General features: G+C 44.1%; 14 protein-coding genes. 6 read left to right on the top strand and 8 right to left on the bottom strand.

Annotated features, from left to right (window positions below):
• The first annotated feature begins 91 nt into the window (after window positions 1–91).
• Together ACP26M_RS20390 and ACP26M_RS20385 are read left to right on the top strand one after the other, a co-directional pair.
• Window positions 92–1,807 carry a GMC oxidoreductase gene (locus ACP26M_RS20390; protein ID WP_426582792.1) on the top strand — a complete coding sequence of 572 codons (1,716 nt, stop codon included), beginning with the start codon at window positions 92–94 and terminating at the stop codon, window positions 1,805–1,807.
• Window positions 1,808–1,832: 25 nt separating this feature from the next.
• The gene (locus tag ACP26M_RS20385; protein ID WP_426582790.1) at window positions 1,833–2,591 is read left to right on the top strand and encodes a 3-keto-disaccharide hydrolase; all 759 of its coding nucleotides are present in this window, start codon (window positions 1,833–1,835) and stop codon (window positions 2,589–2,591) included.
• Between the two features lie 153 nt (window positions 2,592–2,744).
• On the opposite strand, the gene ACP26M_RS20380 is transcribed toward ACP26M_RS20385, so the two are convergent.
• From ACP26M_RS20380 to ACP26M_RS20360, 5 genes are all read right to left on the bottom strand, one after another.
• Entirely contained in the window at window positions 2,745–4,448 is a 1,704-nt protein-coding gene (locus ACP26M_RS20380; RefSeq protein ID WP_426582788.1) for a CocE/NonD family hydrolase, read from the bottom strand.
• 30 nt (window positions 4,449–4,478) lie between these two features.
• Window positions 4,479–5,177 (bottom strand): LytR/AlgR family response regulator transcription factor, encoded by a 699-nt coding sequence (locus ACP26M_RS20375; RefSeq protein ID WP_426582786.1) that lies wholly within the window; start codon window positions 5,175–5,177, stop codon window positions 4,479–4,481.
• The gene (locus ACP26M_RS20370) at window positions 5,174–6,232 is read right to left on the bottom strand and encodes a sensor histidine kinase (RefSeq protein ID WP_426582784.1); all 1,059 of its coding nucleotides are present in this window, start codon (window positions 6,230–6,232) and stop codon (window positions 5,174–5,176) included. Before ACP26M_RS20370 ends, ACP26M_RS20375 begins: the two co-directional genes overlap by 4 nt.
• 177 nt (window positions 6,233–6,409) lie before the next feature.
• On the bottom strand, window positions 6,410–6,859 hold the full coding sequence (locus ACP26M_RS20365) for a hypothetical protein (RefSeq protein ID WP_426582782.1): 450 nt from the start codon (window positions 6,857–6,859) through the stop codon (window positions 6,410–6,412).
• A gap of 129 nt (window positions 6,860–6,988) precedes the next feature.
• Window positions 6,989–9,328: an efflux RND transporter permease subunit gene (locus ACP26M_RS20360; RefSeq protein WP_426582780.1), complete on the bottom strand. Its 2,340-nt coding sequence runs from the start codon at window positions 9,326–9,328 to the stop codon at window positions 6,989–6,991.
• 416 nt (window positions 9,329–9,744) lie between these two features.
• On the opposite strand from ACP26M_RS20360, the gene ACP26M_RS20355 reads away from it, so the two are divergent.
• The 4 genes from ACP26M_RS20355 (at window position 9,745) to ACP26M_RS20340 (ending at window position 16,389) form a co-directional block, all read left to right on the top strand.
• Window positions 9,745–10,113: a diacylglycerol kinase family protein gene (locus ACP26M_RS20355; protein ID WP_426582778.1), complete on the top strand. Its 369-nt coding sequence runs from the start codon at window positions 9,745–9,747 to the stop codon at window positions 10,111–10,113.
• Window positions 10,103–10,828: a DNA repair protein RecO gene (recO, locus tag ACP26M_RS20350; protein ID WP_426582776.1), complete on the top strand. Its 726-nt coding sequence runs from the start codon at window positions 10,103–10,105 to the stop codon at window positions 10,826–10,828. Before ACP26M_RS20355 ends, recO begins: the two co-directional genes overlap by 11 nt.
• Window positions 10,829–11,598: 770 nt before the next feature.
• On the top strand, window positions 11,599–13,983 hold the full coding sequence (locus ACP26M_RS20345; protein WP_426582774.1) for a glycoside hydrolase family 3 C-terminal domain-containing protein: 2,385 nt from the start codon (window positions 11,599–11,601) through the stop codon (window positions 13,981–13,983).
• A gap of 66 nt (window positions 13,984–14,049) precedes the next feature.
• Window positions 14,050–16,389: a glycoside hydrolase family 3 N-terminal domain-containing protein gene (locus ACP26M_RS20340; protein ID WP_426582772.1), complete on the top strand. Its 2,340-nt coding sequence runs from the start codon at window positions 14,050–14,052 to the stop codon at window positions 16,387–16,389.
• Between the two features lie 137 nt (window positions 16,390–16,526).
• Here ACP26M_RS20340 and ruvC read toward each other — a convergent pair whose 3' ends face one another.
• From ruvC to ACP26M_RS20325, 3 genes are read right to left on the bottom strand one after another with little or no spacing between them, the layout of a single operon-like run.
• Entirely contained in the window at window positions 16,527–17,117 is a 591-nt protein-coding gene (ruvC, locus tag ACP26M_RS20335; protein WP_426582770.1) for a crossover junction endodeoxyribonuclease RuvC, read from the bottom strand.
• A 19-nt stretch (window positions 17,118–17,136) separates the two neighbouring features.
• On the bottom strand, window positions 17,137–17,775 hold the full coding sequence (aat, locus tag ACP26M_RS20330) for a leucyl/phenylalanyl-tRNA--protein transferase (RefSeq protein WP_426582768.1): 639 nt from the start codon (window positions 17,773–17,775) through the stop codon (window positions 17,137–17,139).
• 11 nt (window positions 17,776–17,786) lie between these two features.
• Complete coding sequence (locus tag ACP26M_RS20325; RefSeq protein WP_426582766.1) at window positions 17,787–19,724, bottom strand: DUF3857 domain-containing protein; 1,938 nt, start codon at window positions 19,722–19,724, stop codon at window positions 17,787–17,789.
• Window positions 19,725–19,729 lie beyond the last annotated feature (5 nt).

Genomic DNA, 19,729 nt, shown 5'->3' with positions numbered 1-19,729 from the left:
GGTAAAGGCGAATAGCTTTAAGCCTTCTGCTTTTAGCTTTATAAAACCTATTGGCAATTAAACAGTTTATTAACCATAACCAATTGTAGCTATGCCTGATGAACCTAAAAATACCGCCGAGCGGTTTACTTATGATGCCATAGTAATAGGCTCGGGCATCAGCGGCGGATGGGCGGCTAAAGAGCTTTGCGAGCAGGGCTTAAAAACCCTGGTGCTGGAGCGGGGCCGTAATGTGCAGCACATCAAAGATTATCCCACCGCAACTATGGATCCCTGGGAGTTTAAACACCGCGGGGCTATGACGAAAGCTTTCCTCGACGAAAATCCGTTGATAAGCCGAGCTGCCGGTTATGGTGAAGACGATGCCCATTTTTTTGTGAAGGATAAAGATCATCCTTACATTCAGGAAAAACCTTTCGATTGGATCCGTGGCTACCAGGTTGGCGGTAAATCGCTTACCTGGGGAAGGGCCTGCCAGCGATGGAGCAAGTATGAGTTTGAAAACCCGGCACGGCTTGGTTATGGTATTGAATGGCCTATTAGTTATGATGATGTGGCGCCATGGTACTCACATGTAGAAAAGTTTATAGGTGTTTGCGGCAGTAAGGATGGCATTGAAGCTATGCCCGATGGTGAGTTTTTGCCTCCTTTTGATATGAATGCCGTGCAGGAACATATCAGCAAAAAAGTAAAAGAAAACTATCCAGACAGGCACCTGGTACATGCCCGCTGGGCGCATATTACTGAGCCGAAGCAGATCCATATTGACCAGGGCCGGGTTAAATGCATGGCACGCAACCTGTGTATGCGCGGTTGCCCCTTCGGTGGTTATTTTAGCTCAGTGAGTTCAACGCTGCCATGGGCCAAAAAAACAGGTAATCTAACCATACGGCCGTTCTCGGTTGTTCATTCTATTATTTATGATGAAAAACTGGGCAAAGCTACCGGAGTAAAAGTTATTGATACCAATACCAAACAGGAACTTATATATAAAGCACGTATCATTTTCATGAATGCCTCGGCATTGAATACTAACCTGGTTTTGCTTAATTCAACATCGGGCCGCTTCCCGAACGGGCTTGGTAATGATAATGGATTACTGGGCAAATACATCGCCTTTCAAAATTACCGGGCATCGGTTACCGCCGATATAGATGGTTTTTTAGATCGATATTATTTTGGCCGTAACCCAACCGAGCTGATCCTGGCCAATTATCGTAACCTGCACAAACAGGAAACCGATTATAAAGGTGGCTTCACCACGTTTATGGGTGCATACCGTAACCGGGGACCAAAAGAAACTGCCGAAGGCGGGGTAGGAGGGGCTTACAAAGATTCGCTTACAGAACCGGGCGGATGGAGTGCTTACATGTACCTGCAGGGCGAAACCATACCCAAGGAAAGGAACCATGTGCGTTTAAGTAAAGAGCAGAAAGATCAATGGGGGATCCCGCTGCTAATCACTTCGGTTGAGTATGATGATAATGATGAGCGCATGATCCAGGACTTTTTAACCCAAACCGCCGATATGTTTGAGAAAGCCGGCTGTACCAATATTCAAAAGCACGAAAATAAACAGGCTCCAGGACTGGACATCCACGAAATGGGAGGAGTACGCATGGGGAAAGACCCTAAAACATCGCTGCTTAACCAGTGGAACCAACTGCACTTATGTAAAAACGTATTTGTTACCGATGGCGCTTGTATGACTACAACCGGAAACCAAAGCCCCTCAATTTTGTATATGGCATTAACAGCCCGCGCTGCTACTTATGCCGTGGGCGAATTTAAAAAGGGAAATATTTAAAACTTACTAATTAAACATAGCACCAATGAACAAGTTGTTTTTAATAGCACTAACAGCCATCGCCATAAGCGGCTGCCATTCATCTACCCCCAAAAACTATAATAAGGACAGCACCGTTGTTGCTGATACCAACAAAAAAACGGAAAGTACAGCGCTTGGATTTGAGCCATTATTTGATGGCAAAACTACCGATGGCTGGCACGCATATGGTAAACCGGCACCTGGTTTAGCATGGAAAGCCAAAGATGGCATACTACACCTTGATGCCTCAGAAAAAGGCGACTGGCAAAGCAAAAACGGCGGCGACATGGTGAGCAATGGTGAATATGAAAATTTTGATCTGAAGCTGGAATGGAAAATTTCCAAAGGCGGCAACAGCGGGATTCTGTTTCATGTTAAGGAAGATACTACTAGATATAAATACAGCTACTTTACCGGCCCCGAATGCCAGGTTGTTGATAACAAGGAGAACGAAGACGGCAAACTCATCAAGCACCGTGCAGGTGATCTGTACGATCTGATCTCCATATCAAAAGAAGTAGTTAAACCTGCCGGCGAATGGAACCAGGTGGAGATAGTTTGCGATAACAGCAAGCTTGATTTTACAATCAATGGCGAGCATGTATTGTCAACTACGCTATGGGATGATAACTGGAAAAAACTGGTAGCAGGTAGTAAGTTTAAAGAATGGCCCGATTTCGGCACCTTTAAAACCGGCCACATCGTATTGCAGGATCATGGCGCAGATGTTTGGTACAGGAATATTGAGATTAAGAAGTTATAAGGCTTGTCCATGACTAAATCGTCATTATTGTGAGTTGGAAAATTTGACGTGTGAAGACTTACGAAGTTTCTGAAACTTCGTAAGTCTGGATTCTACAACTTGACGATATATTTCATCCCTGCCTCTTGTTTCCTGGGCATCTCGTGTCTTTCCTCACCTCAATACCGGAACATTAATGTAGCTATCATTAAACCATTTTATTTGCAGTGGTTCTTTAGCATCGCTGATAGTTTCGTCACTTACATTTTTTCCTGTTCCGTAATTGATCTGCTCAAAAGGGCTTTTGTTGATATTGAGCAGGATCACGATACGGCTGCCTTTGCTGAATTGACGGCTGGTGATATAGCTGTTGGTAAAAGGAATGCTTTCCATTTGTTCGGGTTTTAATAAATGCCTTTTCTCGGCGTTGGTGGCATAACTCGCCCGGCCCATAAAGTAGGTGAGATAAAAATATTTGCCATCAGGCATTTCTTCAAACATAACCATATGGTAGTCCATATCTTTTTTATTGATGATGGTTTTTAAAACGCCCGAAAAAGCTCCGCTTATAGTTAAAGGCTTTTCGAGCGGATCACTTTTAAAAACAAGGCTGCTGCCGGTATTCAGCGTGTCGTAAATAAGCTGATTTAAAAAATAATAACTGCTGATACTATCCCGGTTGGCAAAATCTACACGTTGTGAGGTGAAGTGCTTCTTCAATGGCTTAACCGGATTTAACCGGGAGTTATCCAAATAAAACTTCAGGGTATCATTACTCATTTGCTTTAATGAAGGCACATGTTTCCACCCGTTGCTGCTCATAACTTCAAAGTTGAATTTATTCTTCAGGATAGCAGGTTTGGGTTTGTTTTTGAAGATATAATCAAACCACTGGTAAATAATTTCGTGAATATTGATCCGCGCCGCATCATCAATGCGGTAACCATTAAAAACCGAATCGGGATGCCCTTGTGAACCGAAATGCCCGTAGGGGCCGATGATGACATAGTGGTTGGCGTTATGATTATATTTAAGATGTTCGCGATAGTAATACATGCCGCCAATTTGCCCGCCATCGTAGTAGCCGGTAGTTGTTAACACGGGTATGTTGATATCTGCAAATTCTTTTTTATAAGGGATCATATCCTGCCAGTATTGATCATAAGTGGGGTGTGCTACCCAGTGCTTGAACATGTGGTTAACTCCGCGGCCGGTAAGGCTATCAAGGGTATGATAAGCTAAGCCTGCATTATACCATTTCCAGTACAACTGGTTCCATTGCGGACTGTTGTAATCTTTTTCATCCAGGAATTTATTGTTGCTGGTGTAATAAGTCCACGAAAAAACGAAGCTCATTTGCACATTATTGGTCATGGGTACGTCAAGCCCCGGTGCTACCGCGGCCGATGGTACAATGGTTTTAAGCGCCGGGTGAAGCTTCTTTGTAGCAGCCCATTGTGTAAAGCCGTTATAGCTTCCGCCGTACATGCCAACCCGGCCATCGCTCCAGGGTTGTTTGCTGATCCAGTCGATCACATCGTATGCATCGCGGCCGTCGGTTTCATAAGCCAGCGGCTCACCGGGACTGTTCCATTTGCCGCGGGTATAGGCAAACACACCAACATAACCCCTGTCTGCAGCTTCCTGAATTTTTAATGAATCTGTTCGTCGGGCATAAATGGTAAACTGGAAAATAGCTGGCAGCTTTTCGGTTACGCCTTTTTTGCGGGCCACCATCACGGTAACAAATGCGCCGTCACGTGTTTTTAGCAATACGCTATCCTGAAGGTAAGATCCCGTAGCTTTTTTGCTTTGTGCCGATGCCATGCTGCCAAAAACAAAGCATAGCAATAGCGGGGAGAATAATTTTCTCATCATTTTTTATTGTTTATTTATGTGTTGGTTGATTTACTTACTTGCTATCCATTGCCTGAATTTGCCAGACTGTCGTTCGGAAACCTCCAGTTGAGCACCTGTACTAAGCGTTATTTTTAAACGGCCATCCACCGTTGTTATGGTTTGGATGTATTGCCTGTTAACAATTTGCGCACGATTGATCCTGAAAAAGATATTGCTGGTCAATTTATCTTCCAACTGGTTAAGAGAGCTTTTCAGGAACACCGTTTTATCGCCCAAAAAGATCCTTGCATAATTATCCATCGATTCAATAAGGTGTACAGAGCTCCACTGAATGAAATGATATTGCTGACGGTCTTTCACAAAGATCTGTCCGGCAGGGTCTGTTTTACCCAGGCGCTGCCTTGACTGCGCTATGGCTTTTTCAAATCTTTCATCGCGGATAGGTTTTACAAGGTAATCAAGCGCACTTACTTCGAAAGCTTTAACCGCATATTGGTCATAAGCCGTTGTAAATATCACCGGTGGTGCCTTCTCTAACGATTCCAGTAAGTCAAAGCCTGATTTTTCGGGCATCTGGATGTCTAAGAAAAGGAGGTCGGGTATTTGGTCATTTATTATTTTCAGAGCATCATCGGCATTGGCGGCTTCTCCTGCAATTTCAAAGTCTGGATAATTGGCCAACAGTCGCCGTATTTCATTTCTGGCAGCGCGTTCATCATCAACAATCAAGACCATTATCTTTTTCATGAAACAGGAATTTTAATGGTTGCCGTTACTATGCCATTTGTTTCGCTGATGGTAAAATGGGCAAAGTCTTTGTATTGTAATCGCAAACGCTCAGTTAGGTTTTTAAGGCCAAGCCCGCTGCTATCGTCCGTCGGATTTAACCGGCCGGGATTACTTACGGATACTATCAAATTGTCATGATCATTAATAAGTTGTACCCGAATGAGCCCACCTTGTTTTTGCTGACTGATGCCATGCTTTATAGCATTTTCAACAAGCGTTTGAATACACAAGCGGGGAATAAGCATACTATGATACTCATCGCCCGCTTCAATGTGATACTGTAGCCGCTCTTCAAGCCGGAGTTTTTCCAGTTCGAGGTAATCTTTAACAAGTTCCAGCTCTTCTTTTATGGAGATCATTTGTTTGTCGCCGCTGTAAAGGGAGTTCCGCAGCAGATCGGCCAGCAGGTCGATTGCCCGTCTTGCCGATTTGGGATCATCAATAACCAAAGCTTTAATGTTATTTAAAGAGTTGAATAAGAAATGCGGGTTAAGTTGTGCCGAAAGGCTGTTAAGCTGCGCATCGCGCGTAATAACCGCCAGCCGGGCATTTTCTCTGGCAATGCTGATCTCGCGTTTTGAGTAATGGTACATGTGGTAAGCCAGTAGCCAGATGGACATTAACCGTACCCCGGCCACGAAAATGCTATCCCGGTAGAAATCAAAAAAATCACCGAACGCTTCCGAGAAGCCCGGTTTAAACCACACTCTGAAAAGGTAAACCTTTGAAACAGTTACAAACAGGTAAACCAACCCCAATACGACGACTGCGGGTACTAACCTGGGTAATAATTTGTTTAATCCGAGGTTTTGCCAGCCCAATTTTACAGCGAAGCGATGGTAAAGGTGGGTTATGGTAATATAAACTGCAACATCGGTAGTAAATTGAAGAATGCTTAACCACCAGTTAAAGCCCGGCTGATTGTAGCCGGTATATCCCCAGTAAAGCGCCGCAACCGACCAGCCAATGAGCTGACATTTCCAATAAAGTGATATAGTTACCTGTTGTTTCAATTTGCTTGCTGCCGAATTATTATCAAAGCAACAAAAACTATTATATAGTTAAAAGATAAAGTACATGAGTGCAGGTATTTAGGGGATGAGCGCGGGAAGAAAATCGAGACTTTTAGACATAAGAGCCAGGAATATTATGACCTGTAAAGCCTTCACAGATTTGTAACTTTAAGTGGGTTACTTCTTAGGGACTTTAAGTTTCTTCTCTCTCTTATTATCAGATACCATTTTTACAATGGTTTTACCCTGGGTTAGCTGTTTGGCATCTTTAACTTTTGCCAGCGAATTTTGCCAGGCTTCGTCTACCAACTTTCTTATTCCCTGCTGCGGAAAAGCTTCAATATCGTTCACCAGCAAATAGCGATACTGCTTGCCTTCACCAATAAGTAATTTTTGCGGATCAGAAAGCTCGGCGCCCCAATAAAAACCAAAATGGGTGTTGTAATTAATGCCCCGGTATACGGCAAACGAGCAAAATATATGGCTCATTTTTTCGGTAGGCGACCAGCCCACGGCCAATGCATTATAATTATCGTAAATAAGTTCATTGGCCTGCGGGTACAAGTCCCATATAAAATCGCGCAGCCATAAAGCGCGCTCCCGCACTTCGGAAGGGAAGGTTCTCATAAAGAAAAGTAGATCGGTAACCTCATCTTTTGGCATAAATAAATGTACAGTATTTATTTATGCCAAAAGGAATTGTACTTAAATCATTTAGTTATGGGCCTAAATGCCTGCCATAGATATGCGATTGTTTTAAGCTTCCTCAATATCCGGTCCTTTGATCTTGTCGCGGTCAACACCGCCTTCAAGCGAGAGTAAAAACGCAGGCAGCAAAGTAAGGTTGCTGATCATAGCCACCAGCAGGGTAATGGATAGCAATACGCCCAAAGCAACGGTGCCCCCAAATTTTGATATCGCGAAAATACCGAACCCAAAAAACAGCACAGTAGCAATGAAGATCATGCTGACACCGGTTTCGCGGATAGTGTCTGAAACTATTTTAGAGATACTTTTTTTACTGTGACGTAATTCATGACGGTAACGGGTAATGAAATAAATGGTCTGGTCGGATGAGATACCCATGGCAATACTGAAAATCAATATGGTTGATGGTTTAAGCGGGATCCCGAAAAAGCCCATGATGCCCGCTGTGATAACAAGAGGAATAAGGTTTGGCACAAGCGATATGGCAATCATTTTTATACCCCGGAAAAGGATCCACATTACGCCCGCAATAAGTACAATAGCCCAGGCCAGGCTTTCATATAGGTTTTTCAACAGGTAGTTGGTGCCCTTTATAAATATGATGCTCGAGCCGGTTAGCTCAACATGGAACTTCTTCGGGTTGAAAATAGAATCGATCCTGGGCTGCAATTCAGCTAATACGGTATTCATTTTTTTTGAACCGGCATCAACCATTTCGAAGGTGACACGGGTAACGCGGTGGGTGCTGTCGAGATAAGTTTTCAGCAGGCCGCTTGTACCTTTGCCTGAGTTGCCGGCATAGTTGAGGATAAAATTTTGCTCCAGCCCATCGGGCAGGCGGTAATACTCAGGGCTGCCACCATAAAATGCCTGCGTGCTGAATTTCAACACTTGGATCAATGATACCGAGCGACTAAATTCAGGGTAGGAGGAAATCAGTTTTTCCAGTTTCTCCACCTTGCGGATGGTGGCTAAGTTCATTACGCCGTTTTTGCGTTTGGTATCGATACTAACCTCTAAAGGAAGCACCCCGTTAAAATTCGATTCAAAAAATTTAAGATCGTGCAGGGTGTTGTTGCTTTGGGGCAGGTCGTCAACCACATAACCATTGATATTGATCCTGATCATACCAACAATGGCGATGACAACCAATAGGGCTGTGGTTAAATAAATAGTTTTACGTTTGGTATGCACCAGCTTATCTAAAGTGGCCAATAGCCCATCCATTAGTTTACTGTCTTTAATACCGGTTTGACTTGCCTTTGGTGCAGGCAGAAAGCTGAAGATAATAGGCACTAAAATAAGGCTCAACCCAAAAGTGCCCATGATACCAATTGAGGCTATTAAACCAAACTGGGTAAGCAATTCGCTATTGGTAAAGCATAACACACCAAAGCCAATAGCCGTAGTAACGTTGGCTATAAAGGTGGTGATACCTGCTCGCTCAACGGCAACCTCCAAAGCAGCCATTTTATTGCCGCTGATGCCGTACTCGTGAAAATACTTATTGAGGATAAATACACAGTTGGGGATCCCGATAACCACAATAAGCGGCGGGATGATGCCGGTTAAAAGTGTCATCTCATAATGCATCATTTGCAGTACGCCAAGACTGAATATTACACCCAATATCACGATCAGTACCGGGAAAATAACCGGGAATACAGATCGGAAAAACAGTAGCAGGATAAGGCCGGTAATAGCCACTGAAAGGCTCAGGAATAATGAAAACTCATGGGCCACCAGGTCGCCAACCACGGTACGGATAAGCGGTAGGCCCGAATAGTGTACTTTGATATTATGCTTGTTTTCAAATGTCTGCCCAAGCTGGTTGATCTTTTTAATGATGGGCACGCGGAACGGCGTGTTGATGATCTTATCATCAAAAGTAATGGCCATCAGGGTGCTCTGGCCATCGTTACTTACAATCAGCCCCTTATAAAATGGCATGGAAGCAAGTTGTTGTTTTACACTATCAACAGCCGCGGCGGTTTGCAGCGGACCGGAAACCAAAGGCTTCAATACAAATTTATGCTGCAGGGTGTCCTTTTGCAGGTTGTAGATATTAGCCGCCGAGATCACAGCTTTAATCCCTTTTATTTTCTTTAACTGTTCGCCAATCTGGTACCAGTCGTTAAAAACATCTTTATCAAAAATGTTGGGTGATTTAATGCCAATAACCATCGATGAGGCATCCTGCCCGAAGGTCTTCTTGAACTCGGCATAACGGATAAAAGCAGAGTCGGTAACCGGAAGCACCTTACCGCCATTGAAGGTGATTTTTACCTTCGACGCTTCATAGCCCATAAAGGCACTCAGCGCTAAAACGCAAATAAAAATTATCAGCCTGTTTTTAAGAATTGCAGAAGCTATATGTTTCCAGAACATTATTAACGTGATATGTAAGAGAGAGGCGCAAAACTACGAAAAATGCGTTATCTGCCTATTAATGATAGTGATAATGTGACAATGAGTTAACGGGTAACGGGTTATATGCCATCAGCTGATTTATTTGCAGCGTTTAGTGTTCAACTTTTTTAGGACTGAACACTTGTTGTTGTTTTATAAAATATTGGTCTTGATAATCAGTGTGTTGTATTTTATTGGATTGGTTGTTTTTTGGCGTTTGAACAAATTGGTGTTGATAATCAAGATTTTGTATTTTGGTAAAAGAAAAAGTTGAACACCGGTTTTTTTAAAAATTGAACACTTGTATTATGTCCTTTGCTATTGGTGCCATACCTATGGCAGGAGCGCTGTAAATGCGCTATCCGCTTTTGTGCCTAAACTTTGTATTTTTGAACATGAAAAGGTTGGTACGCAGTTTTGGTTTTGCGTTTAAGGGTTTGGGGTATGCTGCTAAAACCCAGCCTAACTTCAGGTTTCATTTGGTGGCCGGAACGATCGCCGTAATCCTGGGCTTACTTTTTCAGATCTCAACTGCCGAGTGGCTTTGGCTTACGGCCTGCATTGCAGTAGTGCTTATCACCGAATTACTCAATACTTCGCTCGAAACACTGACCGACCTTGTTTCGCCTACTTATAACGAAAAAGCGGGGCATGTAAAAGATATAGCTGCCGGCGCTGTTGTTGTGGCTGCATTGTTCGCGCTGATAACCGGGATAGTTATTTTTTTACCGAAGATCATTTTATTGATAAGGCATGCTGCATAAAACCCGGGGTATCATATTCAGGGCTACCGATTACGGTGAAAGCAGTGTGATCGTACAGATCTTTACCGAGAAATTTGGTCTGCAATCGTACATCATTAATGGTGCTAAAAAGCCCAAGGCTAAGATAGGCAGGAACATGCTGCAACCCCTGCATTTGTTAGATCTGGTGGTTTATCACAAAAATACAGGCAGCTTGCAGCGCATTTCCGAATTAAAGAATGCGCCGGTATTGCTCAGTATCCCTTACGATGTGATTAAGAGCTGTATAGCCATATTTTTGAACGAGGTGCTATATAAAGCCATCAAGCAGCAATCGACGGATGAGAACCTTTTCGACTTTATTTTCAGTGCTATTGAATGGCTCGATCATCAAACCGAAAGCGTGGCCAACTTTCATTTAATATTTTTAACCCGGCTTACCCGTTATCTTGGCTTTTACCCCGACAGATATATGGAGGATGAGGCTGATTATTTCGACATTAAAAACGGGCAATTTACCCGTTACAAGCCCGAAAGCATTTCATACCTTTCACCTCCGCACACCCGGAATTTTGCATTGGTGCTGCAAACCGGTTTTGAAGACATGCTCCACCTTAAGCTAAGTAATGATGAACGCCGCTACCTGGTAAATAAACTGCTTGAATACTACGCTATGCATATTGAAGGCTTTGGTAATATTAAGTCGGCAGATGTATTGGAAGAGGTATTGGCGTAGGGCCGGCTCTCGTTACTCTTCTGCTGTCCTGGCTGAGAAAATTGGGATCTAAAGGTGAAATGGCATCTTCAACATGTCATTGCGAGGAACGAAGCAATCGCACGGAGGCAGGTAACAGCTGTTGTTATAATAAACTTACATCGTCGCGCTTTTGGCCGCGCGGGGCCAGGTACTTTTGTCTTGATACAAAAGTACCCAAAAACCGAGTGAAACGAGCTCATGAGTACCTATTAAAACATATACTTAACGAATAAATCAAGTCAGCAGGGAGGCTTCTTTGCGCTCACCCACTCCACAACCCGTCGCGCCGGCCTTGCCCTGCAAAACAGTCAGAACCACGGGCTGCAATTATTTTGCCCCGCTTCGCACACACATGTCCAACGCTTCCGCAAAAACTTGCTATGCCCTTTTCCTTCGCTCAAGGCCACCATTGTTCCGCCCGTTTTCGCCCAAAGCTTACCTGCTGACGAAGAACGCCTTTTTTAACATGTCATGGGTAGGAACGAAGCATCTTCTTCACCCTGTATGGCAGCCCCGCATCTTGAAAATATTTTTCGTTATCTTTCAGAATAACAGGTAGTTTAAAATTTATCATTGTCCCATTTTATCGTCCAATTTCTCCTTTCCATCCGTATTCTTCATCTATTCATCGATAAAACTTGCTATTGTAAAACTTAATTTTTACTATTGTGTAATAATGACACAAAGAGTATATTTTCCTTGCTGTTATTATCGCCAATTAGCCCCTTTAACCTATTTAATTTTAAAAAATGAGAACGAGCTACAAACTACACGTTGCTTTAGCATGCGTTTTATTTGCCGGTGGTATTCACCAGGCAGTACAAGCCCAAAGCAAAAGCCCTGCCCCACAATTAAGCGCAACAAACGTAAAGCAGATTGTTGCTGCCATGACACTCGAAGAAAAATCGAAGCTTATTGTGGGAATGGGTTTTAAGATGCCGGGCGTACCGCCGCCGGTAAAGGGCAAAAAACCTGAGGCAATTGATATAGGCGGTTTTAAATTGCCACCCTCTGATCCGGATGCTTATAATATCCCCGAAAAAGTACCCGGAGCTGCCGGCCGGACGCATGCTGTTCCACGTTTAGGCATCCCGTCTATCACGGTATCTGATGGTCCGGCAGGGTTGAGGATCGAGCCTATCCGCAATGGCGATAAATCAAAAACGTATTATGCTACGGCGTTCCCGGTTGCCACCTTGTTGGCCTCAACCTGGGATACCCAACTGGTAAATAAAGTAGGCGTTGCCTTTGGTAACGAAGTGCGCGAATACGGTGTGGATATTTTGCTGGCGCCGGGCCTCAACATTCACCGCAACCCGCTGGGCGGCCGGAATTTTGAATATTATTCTGAAGATCCTTTAGTGGCCGGCAGTATGACCGCTGCTATTGTTAACGGTATCGAATCAAACGGGGTAGGTACTTCTATTAAACATTACGCTGCCAACAACCAGGAAACCAACCGTAACTCCATCAACACCATAGTAAGCGAGCGTGCCATGCGCGAGTTGTATTTGCGTGGTTTTGAGATTGCGGTAAAAAAAGCGCAGCCATGGACGGTGATGTCGTCATATAACAAACTGAACGGCACTTTTACATCCGAAAGGCGCGACCTGCTCACTACAATCCTTAAAAAGGAGTGGGGCTTTAAAGGTTTTGTTATGACCGATTGGTTTGGCGGTAAAGATGCCGTAGCACAGATGAAAGCAGGCAACGATCTGTTGATGCCGGGTAACCCAACCCAATCTGATGACATAGTGGCTGCTGTAAAAAGCGGGAAGCTTAGCGCTCAACAACTTGATGCCAATGTCGAGCGTATCCTGAATGTAATTATACAATCACCTACATTCAAAAAATATAAATACTCTGATGCGCCAGATCTGACCGGTCATGCTGCTGTAGCCCGTGAAGCTGCGGCCCAGGGTATGGTACTTTTAAAGAACGATGACCATGCACTGCCATTTGGTGCCGGTAAAAGGATTGCAGTGTTTGGTAATACCTCGTACGATATTATTGCAGGCGGTACCGGCAGCGGCGATGTGAACAAAGCCTATACCATTTCGTTAATGCAGGGCCTGGCGAATGCCAACTTCAAGTTACAGGAAACGCTTTCCAATAATTACAAAGCGTACCTCACTGATATGAAGGCCAAACAGCCAAAACCTAAAAACTTTTTTGACCATCCTGCCCCAATACCCGAAATGGATGTAAACGCTATCGTAGGCGAAGAAGCTAATGGTGCCGATGAAGCGCTGATTACTATTGGCCGTAACGCGGGCGAAGGTGCTGACCGAAAATTGGAAAGCGATTATTATTTAAACGATGCCGAAAAAGGATTGATCAATGGTGTTGCCAGCGCGTTTCATGCTAAAGGTAAAAAGGTAATTGTTGTGCTTAACGTAGGTGGTGTTGTTGATGTTACCACCTGGCGCGATAAGGTAGACGGGATTTTATTAGCCTGGCAGCCAGGCCTGGAAGCCGGTAACGCCATTGCCGATGTGTTAAGCGGTAAAGTAAACCCATCGGGCAAACTGGCAACTACTTTCCCTGCCGACTATAAAGATGTGCCATCGGCTAATAATTTCCCCGGCACGCCCGAAGGTAAACCAACACAGGTTATCTATGAGGAAGGTATTTACGTGGGCTACCGTTATTACGATGCCGCTAAAGTTACCCCGGCCTATGAGTTTGGCTATGGCTTGTCATACACCAATTTTAAATTCAGCGATCTGAAATTGAGTTCGAAGGTTTTCAAAAACATGATCACTGCCTCGGTTACTGTTAAAAATACCGGTGATGTTGCCGGTAAAGAGGTGGTGCAACTATATCTCGCTGCTCCTAAAAAGGACCTGGATAAACCGGAAGATGAACTGAAGGCTTTTGGTAAAACAAAGCTGCTGGCACCGGGCCAATCTCAAACCTTAACGTTTACTATCAAAGCGGCAGATCTGGCTTCGTTTTATACCGACAGGCAGGCCTGGATAGCTGATGAAGGAAGCTATAAAGTGAAAATAGGCTCATCATCGCGCAAAATAGAAGAAACGGCATCTTTCAGCCTTGCTAAAGATATCACTGTTGAAAAGGTAAACAAAGCGCTGCTGCCCGAACAAACCATAAAAGAACTAAAACTAAAGTAAAACCAACCCCGGCCTCTGCATATTTTTTGCAGGGGCTTTTTTCTTTAACCCGAATCATGAATGATCATGGCCAAACCTATTAAACTGATAACCCTGCTGGCCCTGCTGCCGGCAACCGCTGTTATAGCACAAAACAAATGGACAGAAAGAAAAGCAGGCGATATTGCTTTTGTTACTAACACAGGTGGGCAAAACCTGGGCTACGCTACCACATCGGGTGTGAAAATATTAACCGTTGATGGCTTTGCTTTTAAAGACCTGAACAAGAACGGGAAGCTTGATAAATATGAAGACTGGCGCTTGCCGGTTGATGAGCGTGCCAAAGACCTTGCCTCAAAAATGAGTGTTGAGCAAATTGCCGGGTTGATGTTGTACAGCCGTCATCAACCAATCCCGGCGGCAGCGGGCGGGCCATTCGCCGGTACTTATAACAATAAAGTTTTTGCTGAAAGCGGTGCCAAAGCGTCTGATCTTTCGGATCAACAAAAGCAATTTTTAGCTAAGGATAATGTAAGGCATGTGCTGGTAACCTCGGTACAAAGCCCTGAAATAGCAGCCCAATGGAATAACAATGCGCAGGCATTTGTGGAAGGGTTGGGTTTGGGCATTCCGAATAATAATAGCTCCGACCCACGACATGGTACCGTAGCTACCGCCGAATATAATGCAGGGGCAGGCGGCGCTATTTCCATGTGGCCTGGTTCGCTTGGATTGGCCGCAACCTTTGATCCTGAAGTGGTAAAAAATTTCGGCCACATTGCAGCACAGGAATACAGGGCATTGGGGATCTCGACAGCGCTTTCGCCACAGGTAGATATTGCTACAGATCCGCGCTGGGCTCGCGTTAGCGGTACCTTTGGCGAAGATCCGCAGTTAGCTGCCGATATGGCCCGTGCTTATATTGATGGCTTCCAGACTTCGGCTGCCGAAAAGGAAATTAAAAATGGCTGGGGATATAACAGTGTAAACGCTATGGTTAAACACTGGCCCGGTGGTGGTGCCGGTGAGGGCGGCAGGGATGCGCATTATGCTTATGGTAAGTATGCCGTTTATCCTGGGAATAATTTTAATCAGCATCTGATCCCTTTTACCGAGGGCGCATTTAAGCTGCAAGGTAAAACCGGCATGGCCGCAGCCGTAATGCCTTATTACACCATCTCCTATAACCAGGATATCAAAAACCACGAAAACGTGGCCAACAACTATAACTCCTACATTATTAACGACTTGCTTCGCAAAAAGTACAAATATGATGGTGTAGTTTGTACCGATTGGCTGGTTACCGGCGATGAAACTACCGTTGATTCATTCCTTTCGGGTAAGTCATGGGGTGTTGAAGGGCTTTCTATAGCGCAGCGCCATTACAAAGTGCTGATGGCGGGTGTTGATCAGTTTGGCGGCAATAACGAGGTTGCCCCGGTTGTTGAAGCATACCAGATAGGCATAAAAGAACATGGCGAAGCGTTTATGCGGGCAAGGTTTGAGCAATCGGCAGTGAGGTTATTGCGCAATATTTTCAGGACGGGATTATTTGAAAACCCTTATCTGGAACCTGAAGTTTCCAAACAGGTTGTTGGCAAGCCTGAGTTTATGGATGCCGGTTACCAGGCGCAGCTTAAATCGATAGTGATGCTTAAAAATAAGGCTAATATTCTGCCTTTACAAAGCGGCAAAACGGTATATGTTCCTAAAAAATTCACCCCTGCCGGCAGGAATTTTTTGGGAATGGAGACACCTGAAAAATTGGAATATCCTGTAAATATGGAGACTGTTAAAAAATATTTTAAAGTAACAGATAATCCGGATGAAGCCGATTATGCCCTGGTATTCATAGCCAGCCCCAACAGCGGCGGCGGTTATAACAGTGCCGATGCCAAAAACGGCGGAACAGGTTATGTACCGGTTAACCTGCAATACGGTGCCTATACTGCTGCCGATGCCCGCGCAACCAGTATAGCAGGCGGCGATCCGCTGGAGAAATTTACAAACCGTACTTACAACGGTAAGTCAAGCACTGCTATTAATGTTACCGATTTGGTTATGGTTACCGATACTTATGCCAAAATGAAAGGGAAGCCGGTTATTGTATCTGTTAATATGAGCAATCCAATGGTATTTGCTGAATTTGAAAAGGATGCCAATGCCATCATTGTTGATTTCGGCGTGCAAGGCCAGGCGTCACTTGATGTCATGACAGGTAAAGCAGAGCCATCTGCATTGTTACCGCTGCAAATGCCGGTGGATATGAAAGCCGTTGAAGCCCAGTTTGAGGATGTGCCGCACGATATGAAATGCTATGTTGACGAGCAGGGCAATAAATATGATTTCGGTTTTGGCTTAAACTGGAAAGGGGTGATTAAAGACGGGCGTGTAGATAAGTATGTGAAAAGTGTGGTGAAGCCGTAAAGGCGAAATATTCAAAACATAACAGCGTCATTGCGAGGTACGAAGCAATCCCCGATTAGCAGGTCCGCCCTGTATAGTTTGGGATTGCTTCGTACCTCGCAATGACGCTTCTTTTATTATCCTACTTCAAATTCATCTCACTTCACAACCCGCTTAGCATTATCCTTCACAAAAGTATCCCAACCTGAATATGATTTTTTAGAGCCCGGGTTTCCGGAACCCGAACCTGTAGGGATCCGTTGAAATGAATGGCAAACAGCTACAGCCAAACCATCGGTAGCATCCAGAAAATCGGGGGTTTCCTTGAACTTTAACAGGCTTTGCAGCATGGCAGCTACCTGTTCTTTGGTAGCGTTCCCGTTACCGGTTATGGATTGTTTTATTTTACGGGGAGCGTATTCGGTGATCTCTACATTGCGCGATAATGCGGCGGCTATGGCCATGCCCTGGGCGCGGCCAAGTTTAAGCATTACCTGTATATTTTTGCCGTAAAAAGGAGCTTCAATAGCCAGGCAATCGGGGTGATAGTTATCTATAATGGCGACGGTTTTTTCGAAGATACGCTGCAGCTTAAGCATATGATCGTCTGTAACGGGCATTTTTACTACGCCCATAGCAAGTAGCTCAATTTTAGGGCCGGTTTCCTTTAGCAGTCCGTAACCCATAACGGCTGTGCCGGGGTCGATACCTAAAATGATCCTTTCCTTTAAATTTACCACCTGCTGCATAGGGCCCAAAGGTAACTAATCAAACTAAATTATTTAGCAATACATCCATATATTGCTCCCGGCTTATCATCCTTGCTCCCAGCGATTCGAGATGACCGGTGTGTACCTGACAATCGATAAGCTTGTAAAGCCCTGTATTGCACAGATAGATGAGCGCTGTTTTTGAAGCGTTGCTGACGCGGCTAAACATACTCTCCCCACAAAAAACATCACCTACGTGTACACCGTACAGCCCGCCTACCAGCTTGTCATCCTGCCATACCTCAACAGAGTGGGCATAGCCTTCCAAATGCAGGCGATTGTATGCAGCTATCATATCGGGCACAATCCAGGTGCCATCCTGCCCTTCACGCGGAGCGGTTGAACAGGCTGTTATGACATCGTTAAAGCAGGTATCAACAGTAACGTTCAGTTTGCCTGAGCGTAATACCTGCCGCATGGATTTGGATACTTTTAGCTCATCAGGAAATAAAACAAACCGCTCGTGCGGCGAATACCACAGGATGGGCGTATCATCACTATACCAGGGAAAAATGCCGTTTTGATAGGCCAGCAATAACCGTTTGGTACTCAAATCACCGCCAACAGCCAAAAGCCCGTCTGGTTCGGCCAGATCGGGCTTTGGAAATATTAAACGTTCGTCGAGCCTGAATATCATCAGGCACAAATTTATGCTTTACGGCGTATCACCAGCTTTTTATTTTGGGCTTTGGCTATAGCATCCATATAAACCTGCATCTCGCTGTATTTGGCAGCCGGGATCACGTGGTTTTTTAAATTGAATTTGGTAGTGCTTACCACCTGGTTTTTAGTTGCGTCATAAACATACTTAACATCATAAGTACCGTAAGTAAATTTAAGGCTTTGATCGGTTGGCAGGGCGTCAATTTCAAAGCCAGCAGGCAGATCGATAGTAGTAACGCATGTTTTTAACATGGGTACTTCAAAATAATAATCACTTTTTCGTTTTTCTTCTACCGGGAATGTTGACTGCCATAAATCAAATACTCTTGGTTTATAAAACTGTTTGCCACCTGCTGATACATCACAAAACTTATCGTACTCCAGATCGATGTCGACTTCTTTTACCCCATCTTTGTCTGTTGACGGTTTAAAAGTAAAAACGGAAGGCTGTTTCATGTTCAACATAGTTATCACCTTCGATTTCTGTTCATCTGTTTTTAAATACATTAAGCCAAGATAATCGTCCCTGTAATCGCCTGTACTGATGATTTTGACGTTTGCCTTGGCACCGCCATCGGCATCAAGTGTGATATGTACTTCGCTGTTAAACTGGTTATCAGTATCTATACTCTTAGGCGTTTTTACGAGTTTGCCGCCATCTTCAGTGACTAATAACGCATACCTGTTTTCGGTAAATGAGCCTAACTTTCCAAAAGCCTGGGTCTGGCTTGTGCATTCAAGCCAGGTAGTATCGCTTTTAAGCGGTACACATAATATAATGTGGTTAAAAGGATCGTAAGGGAATGAAGGGTCTGCCGGTTGCATGTTTGCGCCCGCGTTTATGATTGCATAGCACGAAGGTATATTTACCGCTTTAAGTAAGGCCGACATATAATTAGATAAAGCCTTGCAGTCACCATATTTTTTTTGATCAACAAATGTTGCGGGGAAGGGTTTCCAGCCGCCTATACCTAATTGTATGCTCACATAACGTACATTGTGTTGCATATATTCATATAAAAACTTCACTTTTTCTTTATCAGTTTTTATATCGGCAGTCATTTTCTTTATTTCCTCAACCCGCTCCGGGCTAAGTGTACATACATCTGCATTCAATTTTTGTTGCCATTTGCCATAGTTTTGCCAGGTGCTGATATTGCCGGGCACGCCGTAAAACTCAAAATCGCTGGCGGCAAAATAGACCCTTGGCAATACCCGCCATCCCTTTGACCCTTCTTCATGCTTAAAGGCTTTTAGGTTGGCAACCTTCCACGAATAGCTGTCAATTTTATCGGCGGTGGTTTTTTGTGGCTTAATACTGGTATTCTTATTCAGGTACCTAAAGCCGGCATCGCTGTTAATGGAGATGTGATAATAGGCATTTTGAACAGATTGTTCATAATCCTGGTAAGCCCAGCTTCCAAGGTCCATCAGGCTCCTAACATCTAAATCATAAATAAACTCAACAGTTGTAGGATAACTGGCAATGGTATGACTTATAGCAAGCAGCCTGTCATCAGTTGCCATGGTTTCATTGTCAACAGCTAACCTATCATACATATCACTTTTGTGATATTTTTTGATGAGGGTACCATCAGCACCGTAAACACGCATTTCAAATGAATTTACCAGGCTGTACTTTCTGTTGTATTGTAAAACCTTCTCGGCCTCGTCGTTTCCTTTTTCATTTAAGATGGTAACAATAGTATGGAAGTGCTCTTCCGCTTTACCGGGACCTATAAAATTATCATCTTCCATGCTATAGCGCACTACAGAATTTGCATCCTCCTTCAATGAATCGGGAATAGTTGAGGCTATATAAAGATCTTTAGGAATGGTTTTATCCTGTCCGTAGCTTTTAGCCGCTAAAACAAACAGGGCTGCTGCAGTTAGCAGCAGCCTGTTAAAATATTTACTGAACATATTAT

This window comes from Mucilaginibacter sp. R-33 (assembly GCF_049949235.1).
Lineage (GTDB): Bacteria > Bacteroidota > Bacteroidia > Sphingobacteriales > Sphingobacteriaceae > Mucilaginibacter.
This window is presented reverse-complemented; position numbering and strand designations above follow the sequence as displayed.

Coding starts and splice junctions, on each gene's coding strand:
- ACP26M_RS20390 (WP_426582792.1), top strand. CDS start 92: ATGCCTGATGAACCTAAAAATACCGCCGAGCGGTTTACTTATGATGCC.
- ACP26M_RS20385 (WP_426582790.1), top strand. CDS start 1,833: ATGAACAAGTTGTTTTTAATAGCACTAACAGCCATCGCCATAAGCGGC.
- ACP26M_RS20380 (WP_426582788.1), bottom strand. CDS start 4,448: ATGATGAGAAAATTATTCTCCCCGCTATTGCTATGCTTTGTTTTTGGC.
- ACP26M_RS20375 (WP_426582786.1), bottom strand. CDS start 5,177: ATGAAAAAGATAATGGTCTTGATTGTTGATGATGAACGCGCTGCCAGA.
- ACP26M_RS20365 (WP_426582782.1), bottom strand. CDS start 6,859: ATGAGAACCTTCCCTTCCGAAGTGCGGGAGCGCGCTTTATGGCTGCGC.
- ACP26M_RS20360 (WP_426582780.1), bottom strand. CDS start 9,328: ATGTTCTGGAAACATATAGCTTCTGCAATTCTTAAAAACAGGCTGATA.
- ACP26M_RS20355 (WP_426582778.1), top strand. CDS start 9,745: ATGAAAAGGTTGGTACGCAGTTTTGGTTTTGCGTTTAAGGGTTTGGGG.
- recO (WP_426582776.1), top strand. CDS start 10,103: ATGCTGCATAAAACCCGGGGTATCATATTCAGGGCTACCGATTACGGT.
- ACP26M_RS20345 (WP_426582774.1), top strand. CDS start 11,599: ATGAGAACGAGCTACAAACTACACGTTGCTTTAGCATGCGTTTTATTT.
- ACP26M_RS20340 (WP_426582772.1), top strand. CDS start 14,050: ATGGCCAAACCTATTAAACTGATAACCCTGCTGGCCCTGCTGCCGGCA.
- ruvC (WP_426582770.1), bottom strand. CDS start 17,117: ATGCAGCAGGTGGTAAATTTAAAGGAAAGGATCATTTTAGGTATCGAC.
- aat (WP_426582768.1), bottom strand. CDS start 17,775: ATGATATTCAGGCTCGACGAACGTTTAATATTTCCAAAGCCCGATCTG.
- ACP26M_RS20325 (WP_426582766.1), bottom strand. CDS start 19,724: ATGTTCAGTAAATATTTTAACAGGCTGCTGCTAACTGCAGCAGCCCTG.